We start from the raw sequence: 14,535 nt of genomic DNA, 5'->3' as shown, positions 1-14,535 counted from the left end.
CAACGCCTTTCGGCATCGAAGATCCCGGCGGAGGCGATCGGTACCGGGCTGATTCCGGGCGATCGGTGCTCAACGCCTTTCGGCATCGAAGATCCCGGCGGCCGGTTTTCTGAGGGTGCTACGGCGGGGATTTGGAGTGCTCAACGCCTTTCGGCATCGAAGATCCCGGCGGACGATGGCGCTGTTCTCGGAAATGGTGGGTAAGCGGTGCTCAACGCCTTTCGGCATCGAAGATCCCGGCGGATTATAGTTCGGAAGTGCTGTCTTTTCCGCCGTTCCAGAGCCCAATTTTCAAGGACCGTCGGGGCGACGCCAGTTCACAGCCCGGCCACGCACCCCCAGCAATCCATACCATTGTAATCACTGCCCAATCAACGCTTCAAGCACCATGACAAGCCGTTGCGTGGGCCATCCACTGGTTTTTCAATCGCTTGCGACTTCCGAAGATCAACAAGACATTCATGTTCCCAGGATCCGTGATCAGATCACATCGAACGTCGGCGTCGGCTTCTTCCACTTCTCATCGCCCTCGGTATCGACAATGCGTTGGGCACAGCCGGGGCAAAGGCGAAGGATCAAGAGGCTGTCCTCCTTGTCCATCACCTTCCCAAGCTTCCACCTCAGTTCCTCGTTCTGGACCCGGGTCATCTGTAGACGAAACACCGAGAGTTGTATCCGTTCTCCCCGTCCCTTGAGGATCTTGTACACCTTGGCCCAGCGCTTCGGCTCCCGGATGTCGTAACAGAGCAGGTGCCAATGTTTCTCGTCACCCATCAGCGCAGCCTCAGCTTCGCAAACACCGACGGCTGGCCCGACCACTCCTTTTCCAGGAGCCGCGCCTCCAGCTCGATAGTGCGTGCGTAGCTCAAGGAGTATTCGAGGACCGGGTGCTTCCACTTCTCCTGCTTCCTTGCCTCGTACAACCCGATCGCCTTGCGCCGGCCGTCCGCATTGAGCCAGACCTGTCCGGCCGTGACGTCGAAGTCTTCCTTGGTCCACTGCTTGCGGTTGACAGAACCAACAAGCGCGATGTCCCAGATGATGAGCCTGAAGAGCTCCATGAGATCGAGTGCCAGTGGGTAAGCGGTCGAGCGCGGTGTATGCATGATGCCGAGCGCCGGCTCTAACCCCACGGCTATGACGGCGGCCACACAGTCGCGATAGAGAAGCGCGTACCCGAACGAAAGCAACGCGTTGAACGGGTCTTTCGGCGGGCGCCGGTTCCGTCCTTTGAAGAACAGCAGATCCCCATCGACCACATCGAGGACATGGGGAAGCAGGGCAAAGTACTCTCGGCCTGCCAACCCCTCGTAACCACGCAGCTTGCCCGCGATTTCGGTCGCCGCCTCCTCGGTCTCGATTCTGACATCAGGATTGCCAGCCACCGGGCTGTCGGCGATGTGTCCGATCTGGCCGAGACAGTTTCTCATCCGCGCGACGCCGGTCTCGAACTCGGGGTGACGCGCGTCCGCTTCTCCACCACGGGTAGTGCGCAGCAGGTAACGGACCTGATTCTCAACCTTGGCTTGGGCAATCCTTGCGGAGAGCCGGACGCGAAGATCGAAGTCGTCGAGCGCACGGAACTGTCGCGCGCGCCGTTGCACGCCGCCGGCGCCTGGGGTCACGGCCCCCACATAGTTCCCGCCATAGGAAAGCCAGTGCACGCCTATCCCATTAGCGGCGCAGAAGTGGATCGCCTGCGTGCTGATCTGCACGTTGCCATGGAGAACCAGAGTTGAAACCGTGAGACCCGGCAGAGGCTTCTTCGAGCCGTCCGGCACCCAGATGACGAGTTGCTCGCCTACCTTCGAAACTGAAGCCCCCTGCTCGACTATGTGCACGATGCGCCGGCTCTCATCCGGAGGGAAGAGCCGCTGTGGCGTCTCTCCTTCGTCCTCGGCGAAGCGTTCCTCCTCAGGCAGACACACGGGCGCAAGAGAGCAGGTGCGGCAGAGGTGCTCGGACGCCGTCACCGGCGGCCGCTGAAGTGTAGCGCGCAACTCCTTTGCGCGATTGACCGCCGCCCCAACTTCCTGTGCGGCGGCCGCGGGATCTACCGGAATGGTGATGGTCTTCTTGTCTGCATGGTAACGGACGAATGCCTCTGAAATGACTTCACCGCGGTGCTCGGAGAGAAGCAACGCGTAGGCCAACGTCTGGAGACGATCGCTCGGCCAGGCCTCGGTGCCTCCCTTTGACTTGCCCTTCTTGTGCTCGATGACGACGAGGCGGCCGCCCTCCCGCTTCGCGACATCGAGCTTGCCACGGATGCCAAGGCGCTCACTTCCCAGTTCAAGCTGATAGATATCCGGGCCCTTGTCGATCTGGTCGTGAAGGCGCCGGCCGGCGAAGACGTTGTGGTCGGCGACCCGGATCCCTTCCACCTCCTCGAGATAGAAGAGCCGCTCACAGTAGGCAAGCGCATGGAGAGCCATCACGCGGATCAACGGCTCGTCGGTCGTCTTCTCCGCGTGGGCGTTGGAGCGGAAGGCGTCTTCGAATTCGGCGTCCGCGGTCACAGCACGTCAGCCTGTCGGGCGGGTGTGATCACCCCTGCCCGAGAAGAGCGAAGTATTCGTCCCGGCTGATGCCGGCGGTCTTCAAGTTGTTGCGGATGATGGAGACGGGCACTTCATCGTAGGTGGGGATGACCACGGGGCGGATTACACCCTCCTTGACGTACGAACGGTGGCTGCCCTCCTGGCGGACGAACCGAAAGCCTGCAAGCAGAAAGACTTTCTCGAGGATCTTCCAGTGCGCGGGGACGATCCGCGGCATGCGATCAACCCGCCATCGCCACCGAATGTTTCTCGATCGAGATCCACGTCGGGCTCTCCCATCGATCTCCCCGACGCTCATATCCTGCTTCTTCGAGGACCGACTCCAGTGTTCCGGTTTCGGTCGCGGTGCCCAGAAAGAGCCTTACGGCCTCGTCGAGGGCGTTGCGGGCCTCCTCCACCGTCCCCCCGGAACTCATCACATCGAGCGGCAGAGCGTGCGCGACGAATTGGTCTCCCTCACGCCAGATTTGGACGGTGTAGTCGAGCTGCATTAGGCTCTCCTCTTATCGCATGCTGGTCAATGACTACCGAGATTGTAGCCTACCGCTACCCTTCCCGAATCGTAATCCACTGGGGGGCTCCTTCCCTCGGGGCAATCGCCATACCTGCAACAAGTGTGAATTGCGCCCATATTGTACCTATGGACCCTACGTGGTCCACCCATACCGGCAGCGGCAGGTCGCCCTGAGGGTCCCGCGTGACCCACTGGCACTTGATCCCTGTCAGATCCGAAGCCCACCAGATGTCATTCACTAGGTCTCGGCTCTCACCCAGGCTCAAGCCCCCAAAGCGTTCGATATCCGCCGGAGACGAAGATGCGCGTCTCAGCCGATCGGCCAGTGGCCCATCCAGCACCCAGATGACAAGCTCTAGACCCGTCAAGATCTCCTGAAAATCGGGACGTCGGTTCGAGCCAACTCCGGGCAACTGCGGATTACCCGCTTTGTCTTTGAGGGACTTTACTCGCCAAACGGTACGCAGGACCGTCGATACCTGCGGCGCCTGTACGATAGCGCAGGCCAATTGTGTGCCGAGATACGCGCGACGGTCCTCCTCTCCAACCAGAGAGAGGAGGAAGCCGTACACCGTTGAGGGCGGCGGCACCTCCTCGGTTTCAAGAAACTCCCTCGCGTATCCCTTACGGAAGCCACAGACCGGGATGGTGACTCGCAAACTTATCGGCGCATGCGAACTCATCGAGCTAGCCTTACGCTTTGCCCTTGGGGAGCTTGAGTTCTTCAGCGATCTTCTTCGTTGCTGCCTCAACAGCCCCCTTCACCCCAGAGAAGACATGTGCTCCGATCTTCTTGACGTCAGAATCCTGGGCGATCGGTCCCCCGATGTAAAGCTCAGTCGCTTGGATGTCGGCGGCCATCGTCCGGCGAAGAAGTTCGGGAACAGCAACTACACCCTCGCACTCCGAGAAGCAGTAGAGAATACGTGGAGCGGGATCCTGGGTAACCCGCAACACTATGGAATCCGGCGAGAAGTCGAAAAGGAACCGGCTGTGATTGCCTGCCACCTCGCCAAGACTCACTAACCCGTTCAGTACGTCGAGGCAGCGGCTCTTGACGCGCAGACGTTCCGGGGTCATCGCGAATCCATATTGATACCGGGTCGCATGGATCTCAGTGCCATAGAGCGAAGTCCTGTCCTTTTCGCCGCTCTTTGCATTGAAAGTGATGTCGCCGGAAAAGGGCGTAGTCGAAACTGCGCGGGCAATCTCAAGAACCCCTCTGCGTTTCGTCGTAGTGCCCTTTTCTCCCTCGGTCTTGCCGCCTTCCGCCTTCATAAAACCGAGAACGTCGTCGTCGGTAAACGTGTCCCCTTTCTCGCTCGCCCACCCTTTCCATTTCGGGTCCTGCCACGTGTGATCATCCTTCTCGTCATTCCACGTCCAGTTCACCGGTTTCCCAGATCGTTGCCAGTAGTATCGCAAAGCCCACCGGATAGCCTCGGCTGACACGGTTGTATGTACCTGACCTTGCCATAAGAGTTTTTGGAGCGTGGTGATGTTTCCTTCGGTTTCACCCCGGTTGTTGGCGGCGCAGCCATATCCCGTCACTATGGCCCCGAACACATGGAGACTCATGCCTCGTCCTCCTCGCCTTCAGCTTCGCCTGATTCCACCTCTTCGACACCCTTGCCCGCGTATGAAGCGAGACCCAGCAGCGCTAGGTCGCGGGCGCGTTGCCATTCGCCCCCCCCGAATAGCCCAAGGATCTTCTCCCAATCTCCCTGCAGTACCCTATTGATTCCACCCCGGGCAAAGAGATCGGCGACCTCAGCCCGGAGGGTATCCCTGTTCTTCGCCCTCATGAGAGAAGTTCGAATCCTCTCGAATTCTCTCTTGAATTGTGGTGCGTTCCCTTGTGTCTTGGCTCGAGCAGCCAAAGCACCGTAACGATTCCGCAGCGCATTGTGCACCGCCTCAACGAACAACTTGTCTTCTTGCCTGGGCCACGGCGCCTGCTGAACCATGTTGTTCAACCCCTTTCTTTCGAATGAGAGGAGCCCTGCCAGCTCTTGGCTCTGCATGAGTGCAAAGAAGCCGTCAAACCATGATCGTCCCGCTGCGATGTTGTCCGCGATCAGACCTCGACTAAGGCTTGTGGCAACCCAGTAGCCCCCGGACTTCTTAAGCAGGAGTCGATTGCCTATCTGGCTTAGAGCGATGGCAAAGAGATTGAGTCTTACCAAGTCCACGTCCCGGACATGTGCGACCGCTGTCCGGGTCTTTTGCCGGGACCACCCCACTGTTCCCATTGAAATTACAGTGCAGGAATCTACGGTTAGGGCCTGGATCATGCCACTTGGCCGATAGAGCTGGAGGGAAGCGAGCCCCAGGAGGCCCGCGTCACCAAGGCCGCTTGCATGCAGCCGTTCCGCTGGCGCGTCGAGATAGCGGGAAAATGCTTTCGCGTAATTCCTGAGTTCCACAACCTCCGGCAATACAACTGCCGCTGAGAACCTCCGGTCATACTTCCCATCGCTACCCTTTCGCGAAATGAGAAAGTACAGGCTGGCGGCCGGAGCAAAGAGAAGCGCGAGAAGGAGCTCTGGCCTCTCCGTTACCTTCGTCTCCTTCGCATACTCGTTATGACGAACCCCTCCGCCTGGGAGAATCCATCCAGCCAGCTCGATTGCCGACCGGAAATCTCCGGCACGAGTGAACAGAATCTTGCTTTTCTGGTTTGAATACCAAGTGGCCGGTCTGTGGCTGTGTAGAACTTGTCTGTCTTCAAGATCAAGAGAGACTGCTACCGGCCCTTCAACTCCCTTCACGAGCGGATGTTGAAGAAAAGTGCCCAAGATCGCAGAATGAACGAGGAACCGCTGCGCTTGTCCCATGGGGTGGCCGCGATGCGCAGCGAACTCAATCACTCCCCCTTCTCCGATCCCGAAGGCATCCTCAAGCAAGTCCCCAATGAACGCGGCCGGCTTCCCGTTCCATCTGAGATGTACTCGCGACGGCTCGAGCTCCCACGAGCCTAGCTTTTCGTACTTCTTTGGATCGAGCTTCTCAAGTGTCATATAGAGCCCGGCCAAGCCCACCCGATGAAGGGGGGTCATGCCCGGGTCAAATAACGAGAGGGTCAAGCTCTGTTCGGCCATACGATGCTCCCCACACAGGATCATAGTTGATGGTGCCGCTCGGAGCGATGAGATAACGTCCCTGAGAAGCCCACGTCTCCCAAGCACGCCCCTTCGGAATTGGCATCGGAATAGCCACTTCGGCTAACGACCGCGCTCCCTGGTCCTCCTCGCGCACCACTTCAATGGTGTACCCCGGCTCCGTCAACGATTCTCTGTTCGCCTCGGACAGCCACGGATCATCGAGCCAGTGAAAGCGGAAGGCGGCTTGGTCGTCCACCGACTGCTCAGGCAGGCGAATGAACGCATCGGCCAGTTCTCGCTGCGATCGGGAGGCGCCGTCCGCAACTTGGGCCAACCAGGCCTCGATGGCTTCCCAGTATTCGGGCTCGTCCTTCTTCTTTGCGTACGGGAGACCATTCGCAGGTTTGAGGAAGAAGGCCGGCCTAGGTGCTAGCGGCACATCTTCGTGCCGGTTCAACCTGCCGAGCCTCTGGATCAGGGAAGGGATCGGCGCTAACTCCGAGACCAGCACGTCCGCCGAAAGGTCCAGCGACACTTCGGCCACTTGGGTGGTGACAGCAAGCATGCCATCGCCACACGGCTGGAATCCGTCTACCACGCGTCTCTGGCGCGTCAGTCGATCACGATAACGGTAGCGACTGTGGAAGGGTTCGACGTGGAGACCGGCTCCGACACCCCTCCGCGCCACCGCGATTGCCCCTGCCACCGTATTACAGATCCAGAGGACCTTTTCTCCCCTGCTCACACTTCGAAAGGCAGTCTCCCAAGCGCCTTCGTCATCAACCCGGTGCAAGGAGTACCGCTTTGCACCTTCCCGTTCCGGTGCCCCGTAGACCTCCGCGAGCCCCCCTCGGTCGGAACAAACGGACTCGATTGCTTTGCGCCGGCCTCCGGGGAGGGTCGCCGTCATGAGAAGCACGGGAACGGACGGAAAGGTCTTGAGAAACTCCAAGAGGTGCCGGAAGAGTTTAGGCGAGTATGCGTGAACCTCGTCAAACACGAAAGCAGCCCTCATGATCGAGGGCCATGCGTAGATTCCTCTGCGAACATTCTGCAGCAATCCGAGAACCGTGTGCGCAGTGCAAACCGCAGCAGGAATTGGCCAGGTCTCCACGGCCTCCATCTGCAAAGCCCGGAGTTCTCCGACGGACTCCGTTTCGTCCGGCATGTTTTCGAGTAGGCAGTAGTCCACCCGAGCCCGTGAGTGGATAAGGACGGCCTCAAAATCCGGATCTTGTAGGTAGCCGGCGAAGCCCTCGGACGCCGTCCCGGTTGTGGGATAGCAGACGAACAACCTTTTCTCCCGGGCACGCTCCGAAGCCCAAAGGTAAGCTGCCGCGGTCTTCCCTGAGCCACAACCAGCAGTAAGCAGAACGGTGTTTGCCGAGGCTTCGCGAACCGCCGCCTGGAAGGGGCGCGGTGAACGACCTTGAAGGCGTTGTTGCACCACGTCCTCCAGCCCTTTGTGGGTGAGCGTCACCGCGAGGCGGTCACGCAACCACTCGGGGAGCAGCTTCTCCGCCGGCACGGCCGATCCAGCTGTATCTGCACAGAGAAGCCCGGCCTTGAGACAGGCAACGAAGACTCTTCGCTGTCTGAGTTCCTCAGAGTCCAAGGATCTCCGGATAGACGAGACACGTGTCTCTACACCACCGAAGCACGCCAGCGAGAAAGGGTAATCCTCTAACGTCGGCGGGTCGTCTAGGCCGAGACGGCGGACGCCGACGTCCAGGTACGCGACCATGTCCGGATGGGAACCTAGAAAGCAGACCTCCGTGCCGAGTCTTCGCTTTCGGTCCGGGAACTTCAGGTGGTGACCGCTCACAGCAGCCAGGATTGCGGCCGAGAACCAAGGCGGGTAGTCCACCCATCGTCGGGTCAGCCAAGGGAGGAGCAGATCTTGGGCAGCAATCAAACTTAGGGCTTCATGGCGAACGCCCTGCCGGAAGCCCCGGTCCCGAGCCATTCTTTGAAAGTGGTCGTTGGCCTTCCCAAGGTCATGGAGCCAGGCAGCCCAGCGGAATGCCTCGCACCATTGGCGGGCAGAGGTCGCCTCTCCCAGAAGCCTTTCCATGTCTGGCAACAGAATGTCGCCAAATACCTCGGCACTGTCGAGGACACGCTCGGTGTGTCCCACCAATGTTGCTTCCGTGGGCGGAGCCTTCGGGTCTTTCGCCGACTTGGCCAGAAGATGCTTGAACTTCATTCGCGCTTTCTGAAGAACCCGCACCCCATCTTCCGCCGGCCACCGAGGCCGTTCTCCTGGAGTGTGATCGACTCTTCGGCGGTCAATTCGGAAGCGAGGACGGAGTAACCGACAACCTGCTTGCCGTGCACGCCGAAGGTGCGCCTCTCCCCGACGGTCAGTTTGCCCTTGACACCAAGCGCGTCGGCCTGATGATGGATTTCCTTCTCGAAACGGACTTGGTCGTTTCCATTGCGCGTCGTCACAAGGTGTGCGTAGAGGGCCGATGACAGAACCAGCGCGCGCGTGGTCGGCACCCCGATCCCCACCGCGTGCCCTAGGATGTCAAGCTTCTTCCCAGCCAAAGCAAGAACTGTCGAGATCCTGCTCGATGGAAGGCGGACGACGAGTTCTGTTCTCGGCGTAATGTCGAGCAGGCCCGCCCCGATGTATCTGCCACGCACGAGATCAAGCGCGATGTCCTGGGCCTCGTGCAGCTCGGGGAGCATCCTGCTCACGGCGGCATAAAGAGCGTACCCATGATCCACGGGAATCCGCTGCCCCACCACCAGAAAGACCAGATCGACCTTCGGATCGTCGGACATCAAGGCCCCTCCGTTACCTTATGGTCCAAGAGCAAGCCCAGCCGCCGGAACGAAGGTGATCATACTACCTTGCAGGCTCATTCCGTGAGCCCGCCGCAACGGAGAGTGCGGCCCCGCGCCCCGCCCCCTCACCCGTACCTTGCCAGCGCCTCCCGCAGCCGCGCCGCCACCTGCTCTCGCAGCGTCGACGGCGCGACGACCGTTACCTCCGGGCCGTGCCGCAGGATGTCCCGCACCAGCTCGCGGGCGTCGGCGTACGGGATCTCGAGGATGTAGCAGCCGTCCCCGTCGAAGCGCCCCTGCTGCGCGGGGTGCCAGGCCTCGTCGGCGACCCACCGCGCGGCCTCCGGCGTGAAGCGCAGCACCGCCGTGTTGCGCGGCCGCCCCGCGAAGATGCCGTAGGCGGTGGCGAAGTACTCGTCGAGGCGCGCGTCCGGGATCTCCCGCGCGGCCTGCGCCAGCGGGCGCGCCGCGCGGATGCGGTCCACCGAGAAGGAGCGCAGCGCTTTACGCTCGTGGTCCCACGCGTCGAGGTACCAGTTGTCACGGTAGTGCGTGAGCCGCTGCGGCGAGACGACGCGTTGGGTCTGGGCGTCGCGGGCGCGGCCGTGGTAGAGGAGGCGCAGGCGCTTGCGCGAGAGCACCGCGCCGGCGACGGCGCGGAAGTGCTCCGGGTCCGTCCGCCGCGCCGCCATGCGCAGGATGCGGACCCGGCGGGCGACGTCGCCGCCGCCGATGCCCCTGGCCTGGAGGAGCCGCTCGATGCGGCCGCGCAGCGGCGCCAGGTCGCCCTCGAGCAGGCCGGGCTGCGCGTTCGCCAGCAGCTGGTGCGCGGCGAGCAGGGCGTGCAGCTCGGAGGCGTTGAACCAGAGGCCGGGCAGCTCCCAGGGGCCCTCTTCGGCGGGGGCGTAGTGGTAGCCGCCGGCGCGGCGGTCGTACTCGATCGGGGCCCCGAAGAAGTCGCGGAGCTGGCCGATGACCCGCGCCACGGTCGCGCGCGAGCACTCGAGCCGTTCCTGGAGCTGGGCGCGTGAAACCGCCGCGCGCGACGTACGCAGCGTTTCGTGGAGCTTGAACACCCGGTCGGCAAGATCCATCTCTTGCCCTCCCGCGGGGCACAATGCCCAGACGTTACTTCTTCGCAGTCCTCCGGTCGCGCCGGCGGTCGCCGAGCGCCGCGGCCACCTGCTCCATCTGCTCCACCGCCCGGATCTTCTCCGGCAGGGTGAGGGCGAGGAAATAGCGCAGGTGGAAGAGTTCGTCCGCCGCCCAGGTGCACTCCCAGTCGGAGGCCTCGGGCGGGATCCGCCAGCGGTCAGCGACGCCCATGGTCCTGCTGGAGGCGGCGCAGGTGCTCGATGTCATCGAGGTCTTTGGGCCGGCCCGCCCGTTTCTTCATCGCGATCAGGCGCCGACGGTCGACGAAGCGCATGGTGACGCCGGGCTCGATCTCCTCGCAGCGCGCCGCGGCAAACGCCTTGTCGAAGTCAAACGGCTCCTCGACGAAGATGTCGATCGGGGTCTCGCGGTGCCGGTCGCTGAACAGGTTCAGCACCCGCATTCCCTTCTCCCGGACCCACCCCTCCCGCACCGCGGCATCGGCGAACTGCTCCGCCGTCACCGGCACGCGCGGCGAGTAGCCGAGTCGCGCGAGGGCCCGGAACCCGCGTTGGATGTTCTCCGGCTCGAGCTGCAGCACGACGTCGACGTCGAAGGTCATGCGCCCGTAGCCGTGCGCGACGACCGCAATCCCGCCAGCGAACAGGCAGCGGACGTCGGCCTTCTGCAGGGACCGTGCGATCGCTCTGACGCTCTTGAGCTTCACCGGCCCTACTCTAGCGGCCGACGGCGCGCATGTAAACGCGGGGGAACGCGCCGGCGCGAAGGGTGGCTGCTCCCGCCCTAGGCCGCTACCCTCCCGAGTCTTCGGCTCCCGCCTCCTCGCGGAACGCCTCCCGCAGGATGCGGCTCTGCAGGTCGAAGGCCTTGCGCGGGTTGCGCGGGTCCTGCATCAGGGCGATCTCCTGGGCGAAGAGGCGCGCCACGTACATCACGAAGGCCCGCGGCGCGTCGGACTCGCGCACGAAGAGCGGGTGGTCGGCGTTGAGGTAGATCGCGTTCTCCTCGCTGAAGACCTCCGGGCCGCCGGCGCCGAAGTGGTCGATGACGCAGGTCACGGCCCGCCTGCCGAAGCGCATGCGCTTGACGACGGCATCCGGCGTGAGGCGCTTGAGCAGCGGGTTGGCGCGCTTCTTCTTCGGGGGCTTCTCCGGCTTGGGCGGTTTCGGCGGCGCCCCTTCCCCGGGCGGCGCGATCTCCTCCGGCGCCGGCGTCCCGCCGCCCGCGCCCCCGGTCACCGCCGCGCCGCCGAGCCCCGGCTGGCGCTCGCCGTAGGGGATCGGCCCGAAGGGCGAGAACTCGGGGTTGCGCGCCAGCGCCCCGTGGATGCGCTGGAGGACCTCCTTGACGGCGCGGCCGGAGCGGCGGCTCTCGCGCACCGCCGAGGTCTTCACGAGGGCGCGACTGATCTCGCGGGCCACCCGCCTCATCGCTTCGCGGAAGGCGCCGTACTCCGGCGAGTCGAGGATGAAGCCGCTGCGGTCGGAGGTCACCGGCAGGAAGTCGGCGTTCACCTCGCCGCGCACACGCATCGCGTCCGGGCCGGCCGCCTCCAGCCCGAAGAGGTCCCGGCGCACCATGACGCCCTTGACGCGGACCTCGATGCCGACGTCCTTCGGATCGGCGACGCTCGCCGGCACGATGACGACCTCGCCGTGGATCGTCCCGAACGGCGTGCCCTCGAGCACCGGCAGGCGCGCGCCCGTGAGGCTGCGCGGGGTCACCGGGTGCTCGTTGAGCACGACGCGGAAGTGCTCGGCGCGCAGCGGCGTGCCGCTGACCAGACGCTGCTCGACCTCGGCCGGATCGAAGGAGCGGGTGAGGCCGCTCAGGGTGACGGTCGTCCCGTCGGCCGCGCGTGCGTCCGCGACGAGGATCTCGAGCGGCAGGTTCCAGCTCTCGCGGTCGGCCTCCCAGGCCTCCTTGTCGAAGACCACGCGCGCGACAAAGCTGCCGCACCGCGTCAGCACCTCGAAGCGCCGCGCCACCGTCAGCGACGAGAACTTGCCGATGCCGAACTGCCCGATGCGCACGCGGTGGAACCGCGGCGAGCGGCTCTGGAGGCGCTTGCCGGGCGAGCCGATGTTGAAGTACTGCACCAGGCCGTCGTAGTCCATGCCGCTGCCGTCGTCCGCGACGACGATGCGCTCCGGCGTGACTTCGACGCGCACCTCCGCGGCGTCGGCGTCGAACGCGTTGTTCACCAGTTCGCGGATCAGCTCGATGCTCTCGGCGTAGAGCTTCTCGCCGAGGACCGTGATGTGGCTCTTGTCGACGGTGACCCGGATCGAGTCGGGATGCTTCATCGCCCCTCCCGCGCGCGGATCTTCGCCGCGGCCTCCGCCGCCGCCTCCCGCACGTCGGCGTTCGCGTCCCCCGCCGCCAGCTCGTCCAGCGCCGGCAGTTCGCTCGCGCCGCCGGCGAAGCCCAGCAGGTACGCGGCGTCGCCCCGGCGCACCGGGTCGGCATCGCGCAGCAGCGGCGCGAGCGCGGCCGCCGCCAGCGGGCGGTGCGCGGGGTCGCTCGCGGCCAGCTCCTCGATCAGCGCTGACGCGCCGATGCGCACGCCGATCTCCGGGCTCGCGAGCAGCTCGCCGAGCAGCGCGTAGTTGCCCGGCTCGGCGCGGAAGAGGTCGGCGAGGACGTCGAGCAGGCCCTGGCCGAGGAAGTCGGCGATGCGCGCCGCGGTGATGTCCGTGCTCATGCGGTCACATCCCCCCGACGAGGCGCTCGGCCAGCCGCGAGTGCCGCTCGCGCACCCGGTTGTTGCGCACCGCGATCGCCGCCGCCTTGCGGCTGCCGACGACCACCACCAGCCGCCGCCCGCGCGTGATGCCGGTGTACAGCAGGTTGCGCTGGAGCAGGACGTAGTGCTGCGTGTGCAGCGGGATGACGACCGCCGGGTACTCGCTGCCCTGCGACTTGTGGATGGAGCAGGCGTAGCCGAGCACCAGCTCGTCGAGGTCGGCGTAGGAGTAGATGACGGGGCGGCCCTCGAAGAGCACCGTCACCTCCTGCGCCTCGGGGTCCGCCTCGGTGATCCGCCCGAGGTCCCCGTTGAAGACCTCCAGCTCGTAGTTGTTGCGGATCTGCATCACCTTGTCGCCGGCGCGGAAGATGCGCCCCGCGCGCCCGACCTGCTCGCCCCGCGGGTTGAGCAGCGCCTGCAGCTCGGCATTCAGGCTCAGCGAGCCGAGCAGGCCCTTGTGCATGGGGGTCAGCACCTGGACCGCCTCGAAGGGGTCGAGCCCGAGCCGCCGCGGGACCTCGACCGCGACCAGGCGCTTGACCGCCGCGAGGATCTCCTCCGGCTCCTCGCGCGGCAGGAAGAAGAAGTCGGCGTCGCCCGCGAGCAGGTCGCCGTCCGCGGGGCGCGCCGCTGCGGCGGAGCCGTGGGCGGGCGGGGCCGCCTCCGGCGACCCGGCCCCCTGCGGCAGCCGCCCGCCGTTGACGCGGTGCGCGTTGACGACGATCAGGCTCGCGCTGGCCTGCCGGAAGATCTCGGTGAGCGCGACGGTCTCGATCGCGCCCGAGCGGATCAGGTCCCGCAGCACGTTGCCCGGCCCGACGGACGGAAGCTGGTCGACGTCGCCGACGAGGATCAGGCGGCAGCCGGGCGGCACCGCCTTGAGCAGCTGCGCGAACAGCGGCAGGTCGACCATCGACGCCTCGTCGACGACGATCAGGTCCGCCTCCAGCCGGCGCCCGCCGTGGCGCTCGAACTCGCCCTTGCGCGGGTTGTACTCGAGCAGCCGGTGGATCGTCCGCGCCGGGCGGCCCGTGGCCTCCTCCATGCGCTTGGCGGCGCGGCCGGTGGGCGCGCAGAGCAGGACGCGCTCGCCGGCGCGCTCGAGGATGCGCACGATCGCGTTGATGATCGTCGTCTTGCCGGTGCCGGGCCCGCCGGTGATCACCAGCGCGTGCCCGCCGAGGGCGCGGCGCACGGCCTCGCGTTGCGGGCCGGCGAGCGCCAGGCCCCACTCGGCCTCGAAGCGCTCCAGCTCGCGCTCGACGTCGAGGCGCGCCGCCGACTCCCCCGCGGCGAGCACCGCCGCCAGCAGCCCCGCGGCCGCGGTCTCGGCGGCGAACAGGCGCGCCAGATACACCGGCTGCGCGGGCGCCCCGCCGTCCTCGTTCCCGGGCAGCGGCTCCGCGCGCACCAACCCCCGCCGGTCCAGTTCGTCCACCGCGTGCTCGAGAGGCTCGGGCGCGACGCCCAGCAACTCCGCGGTGCGCGCCACCAGCTCCCCGCGCGGCAGGTAGACGTTGCCGCCGCCGTCGGCCGCCTCGGTCAGCGCGTGCACGAGCCCCGCCTCGAGCCGCCGCGGCGCGTCGGCTGGCAGCCCCAGCGAGCGGGCGATGGTGTCGGCGGTCTTGAAGCCGATGCCGAAGACCTCCTCGGCGAGCTGGTAGGGGTTCTCGCGCACCACGGCGATCGCGGCGTCGC

16 protein-coding genes are annotated in these 14,535 nt (G+C 65.0%); 1 reads left to right on the top strand and 15 read right to left on the bottom strand.

What is annotated here, in order from left to right; all coding sequences use genetic code 11:
* Positions 1 to 204: hypothetical protein (locus tag VI078_18030; protein HEY6001188.1), on the top strand; the 204-nt coding region annotated here is incomplete at its 5' end.
* Between the two features lie 276 nt (positions 205 to 480).
* Here the strand turns inward: VI078_18030 and cas2 are convergent.
* The 15 genes from cas2 to VI078_17955 form a co-directional block, all read right to left on the bottom strand.
* Complete coding sequence (gene cas2, locus VI078_18025) at positions 481 to 774, bottom strand: CRISPR-associated endonuclease Cas2 (GenBank protein ID HEY6001187.1); 294 nt, start codon at positions 772 to 774, stop codon at positions 481 to 483.
* Entirely contained in the window at positions 774 to 2,519 is a 1,746-nt protein-coding gene (gene cas1 / locus VI078_18020) for a type I-MYXAN CRISPR-associated endonuclease Cas1 (GenBank protein HEY6001186.1), read from the bottom strand. Before cas1 ends, cas2 begins: the two co-directional genes overlap by 1 nt.
* A gap of 28 nt (positions 2,520 to 2,547) precedes the next feature.
* Positions 2,548 to 2,778: a type II toxin-antitoxin system HicA family toxin gene (locus VI078_18015; protein HEY6001185.1), complete on the bottom strand. Its 231-nt coding sequence runs from the start codon at positions 2,776 to 2,778 to the stop codon at positions 2,548 to 2,550.
* A gap of 4 nt (positions 2,779 to 2,782) precedes the next feature.
* Positions 2,783 to 3,052 carry a hypothetical protein gene (locus tag VI078_18010; GenBank protein HEY6001184.1) on the bottom strand — a complete coding sequence of 90 codons (270 nt, stop codon included), beginning with the start codon at positions 3,050 to 3,052 and terminating at the stop codon, positions 2,783 to 2,785.
* 55 nt (positions 3,053 to 3,107) lie between these two features.
* Positions 3,108 to 3,758, bottom strand: coding sequence for a type I-MYXAN CRISPR-associated protein Cas5/Cmx5/DevS (cas5, locus tag VI078_18005; protein HEY6001183.1), 651 nt, complete (start codon positions 3,756 to 3,758; stop codon positions 3,108 to 3,110).
* A 10-nt stretch (positions 3,759 to 3,768) separates the two neighbouring features.
* Positions 3,769 to 4,653, bottom strand: a complete 885-nt coding sequence (gene cas7i / locus VI078_18000; protein HEY6001182.1) for a type I-B CRISPR-associated protein Cas7/Cst2/DevR — start codon at positions 4,651 to 4,653, stop codon at positions 3,769 to 3,771.
* Complete coding sequence (cas8a1, locus tag VI078_17995) at positions 4,650 to 6,176, bottom strand: type I-MYXAN CRISPR-associated Cas8a1/Cmx1 (GenBank protein ID HEY6001181.1); 1,527 nt, start codon at positions 6,174 to 6,176, stop codon at positions 4,650 to 4,652. The genes cas7i and cas8a1 overlap by 4 nt, the downstream gene beginning before the upstream one ends.
* Complete coding sequence (gene cas3 / locus VI078_17990) at positions 6,142 to 8,385, bottom strand: CRISPR-associated helicase Cas3' (GenBank protein HEY6001180.1); 2,244 nt, start codon at positions 8,383 to 8,385, stop codon at positions 6,142 to 6,144. Before cas3 ends, cas8a1 begins: the two co-directional genes overlap by 35 nt.
* On the bottom strand, positions 8,382 to 8,969 hold the full coding sequence (gene cas6, locus VI078_17985) for a type I-MYXAN CRISPR-associated protein Cas6/Cmx6 (protein HEY6001179.1): 588 nt from the start codon (positions 8,967 to 8,969) through the stop codon (positions 8,382 to 8,384). Before cas6 ends, cas3 begins: the two co-directional genes overlap by 4 nt.
* 128 nt (positions 8,970 to 9,097) lie before the next feature.
* Positions 9,098 to 10,066 (bottom strand): transcriptional regulator, encoded by a 969-nt coding sequence (locus tag VI078_17980; GenBank protein HEY6001178.1) that lies wholly within the window; start codon positions 10,064 to 10,066, stop codon positions 9,098 to 9,100.
* Between the two features lie 34 nt (positions 10,067 to 10,100).
* Positions 10,101 to 10,298 (bottom strand): hypothetical protein, encoded by a 198-nt coding sequence (locus tag VI078_17975; GenBank protein ID HEY6001177.1) that lies wholly within the window; start codon positions 10,296 to 10,298, stop codon positions 10,101 to 10,103.
* On the bottom strand, positions 10,285 to 10,794 hold the full coding sequence (locus VI078_17970; GenBank protein HEY6001176.1) for a nucleotidyl transferase AbiEii/AbiGii toxin family protein: 510 nt from the start codon (positions 10,792 to 10,794) through the stop codon (positions 10,285 to 10,287). The genes VI078_17975 and VI078_17970 overlap by 14 nt, the downstream gene beginning before the upstream one ends.
* 85 nt (positions 10,795 to 10,879) lie before the next feature.
* Positions 10,880 to 12,394, bottom strand: coding sequence for an ATP-binding protein (locus VI078_17965; protein ID HEY6001175.1), 1,515 nt, complete (start codon positions 12,392 to 12,394; stop codon positions 10,880 to 10,882).
* The gene (locus VI078_17960) at positions 12,391 to 12,792 is read right to left on the bottom strand and encodes a hypothetical protein (protein HEY6001174.1); all 402 of its coding nucleotides are present in this window, start codon (positions 12,790 to 12,792) and stop codon (positions 12,391 to 12,393) included. The genes VI078_17965 and VI078_17960 overlap by 4 nt, the downstream gene beginning before the upstream one ends.
* 4 nt (positions 12,793 to 12,796) lie before the next feature.
* On the bottom strand, positions 12,797 to 14,535 hold a 1,739-nt coding region (locus VI078_17955), incomplete at its 5' end, for an ATP-dependent RecD-like DNA helicase (GenBank protein HEY6001173.1).

The sequence above is a fragment of the bacterium genome, assembly GCA_036524115.1.
Taxonomy (GTDB): domain Bacteria; phylum JAUVQV01; class JAUVQV01; order JAUVQV01; family DATDCY01; genus DATDCY01.
The sequence above is the reverse complement of the archived record's forward strand: the minus strand, read 5'-3'. Positions and strand labels throughout refer to the sequence as shown.

Coding starts and splice junctions, on each gene's coding strand:
- VI078_17960 (HEY6001174.1), bottom strand. CDS start 12,792: ATGAGCACGGACATCACCGCGGCGCGCATCGCCGACTTCCTCGGCCAG.
- cas8a1 (HEY6001181.1), bottom strand. CDS start 6,176: ATGGCCGAACAGAGCTTGACCCTCTCGTTATTTGACCCGGGCATGACC.
- VI078_17980 (HEY6001178.1), bottom strand. CDS start 10,066: ATGGATCTTGCCGACCGGGTGTTCAAGCTCCACGAAACGCTGCGTACG.
- VI078_18010 (HEY6001184.1), bottom strand. CDS start 3,052: ATGCAGCTCGACTACACCGTCCAAATCTGGCGTGAGGGAGACCAATTC.
- cas7i (HEY6001182.1), bottom strand. CDS start 4,653: ATGAGTCTCCATGTGTTCGGGGCCATAGTGACGGGATATGGCTGCGCC.
- VI078_18015 (HEY6001185.1), bottom strand. CDS start 2,778: ATGCCGCGGATCGTCCCCGCGCACTGGAAGATCCTCGAGAAAGTCTTT.
- cas6 (HEY6001179.1), bottom strand. CDS start 8,969: ATGTCCGACGATCCGAAGGTCGATCTGGTCTTTCTGGTGGTGGGGCAG.
- cas2 (HEY6001187.1), bottom strand. CDS start 774: ATGGGTGACGAGAAACATTGGCACCTGCTCTGTTACGACATCCGGGAG.
- cas5 (HEY6001183.1), bottom strand. CDS start 3,758: ATGAGTTCGCATGCGCCGATAAGTTTGCGAGTCACCATCCCGGTCTGT.
- VI078_17975 (HEY6001177.1), bottom strand. CDS start 10,298: ATGGGCGTCGCTGACCGCTGGCGGATCCCGCCCGAGGCCTCCGACTGG.
- VI078_17965 (HEY6001175.1), bottom strand. CDS start 12,394: ATGAAGCATCCCGACTCGATCCGGGTCACCGTCGACAAGAGCCACATC.
- cas3 (HEY6001180.1), bottom strand. CDS start 8,385: ATGAAGTTCAAGCATCTTCTGGCCAAGTCGGCGAAAGACCCGAAGGCT.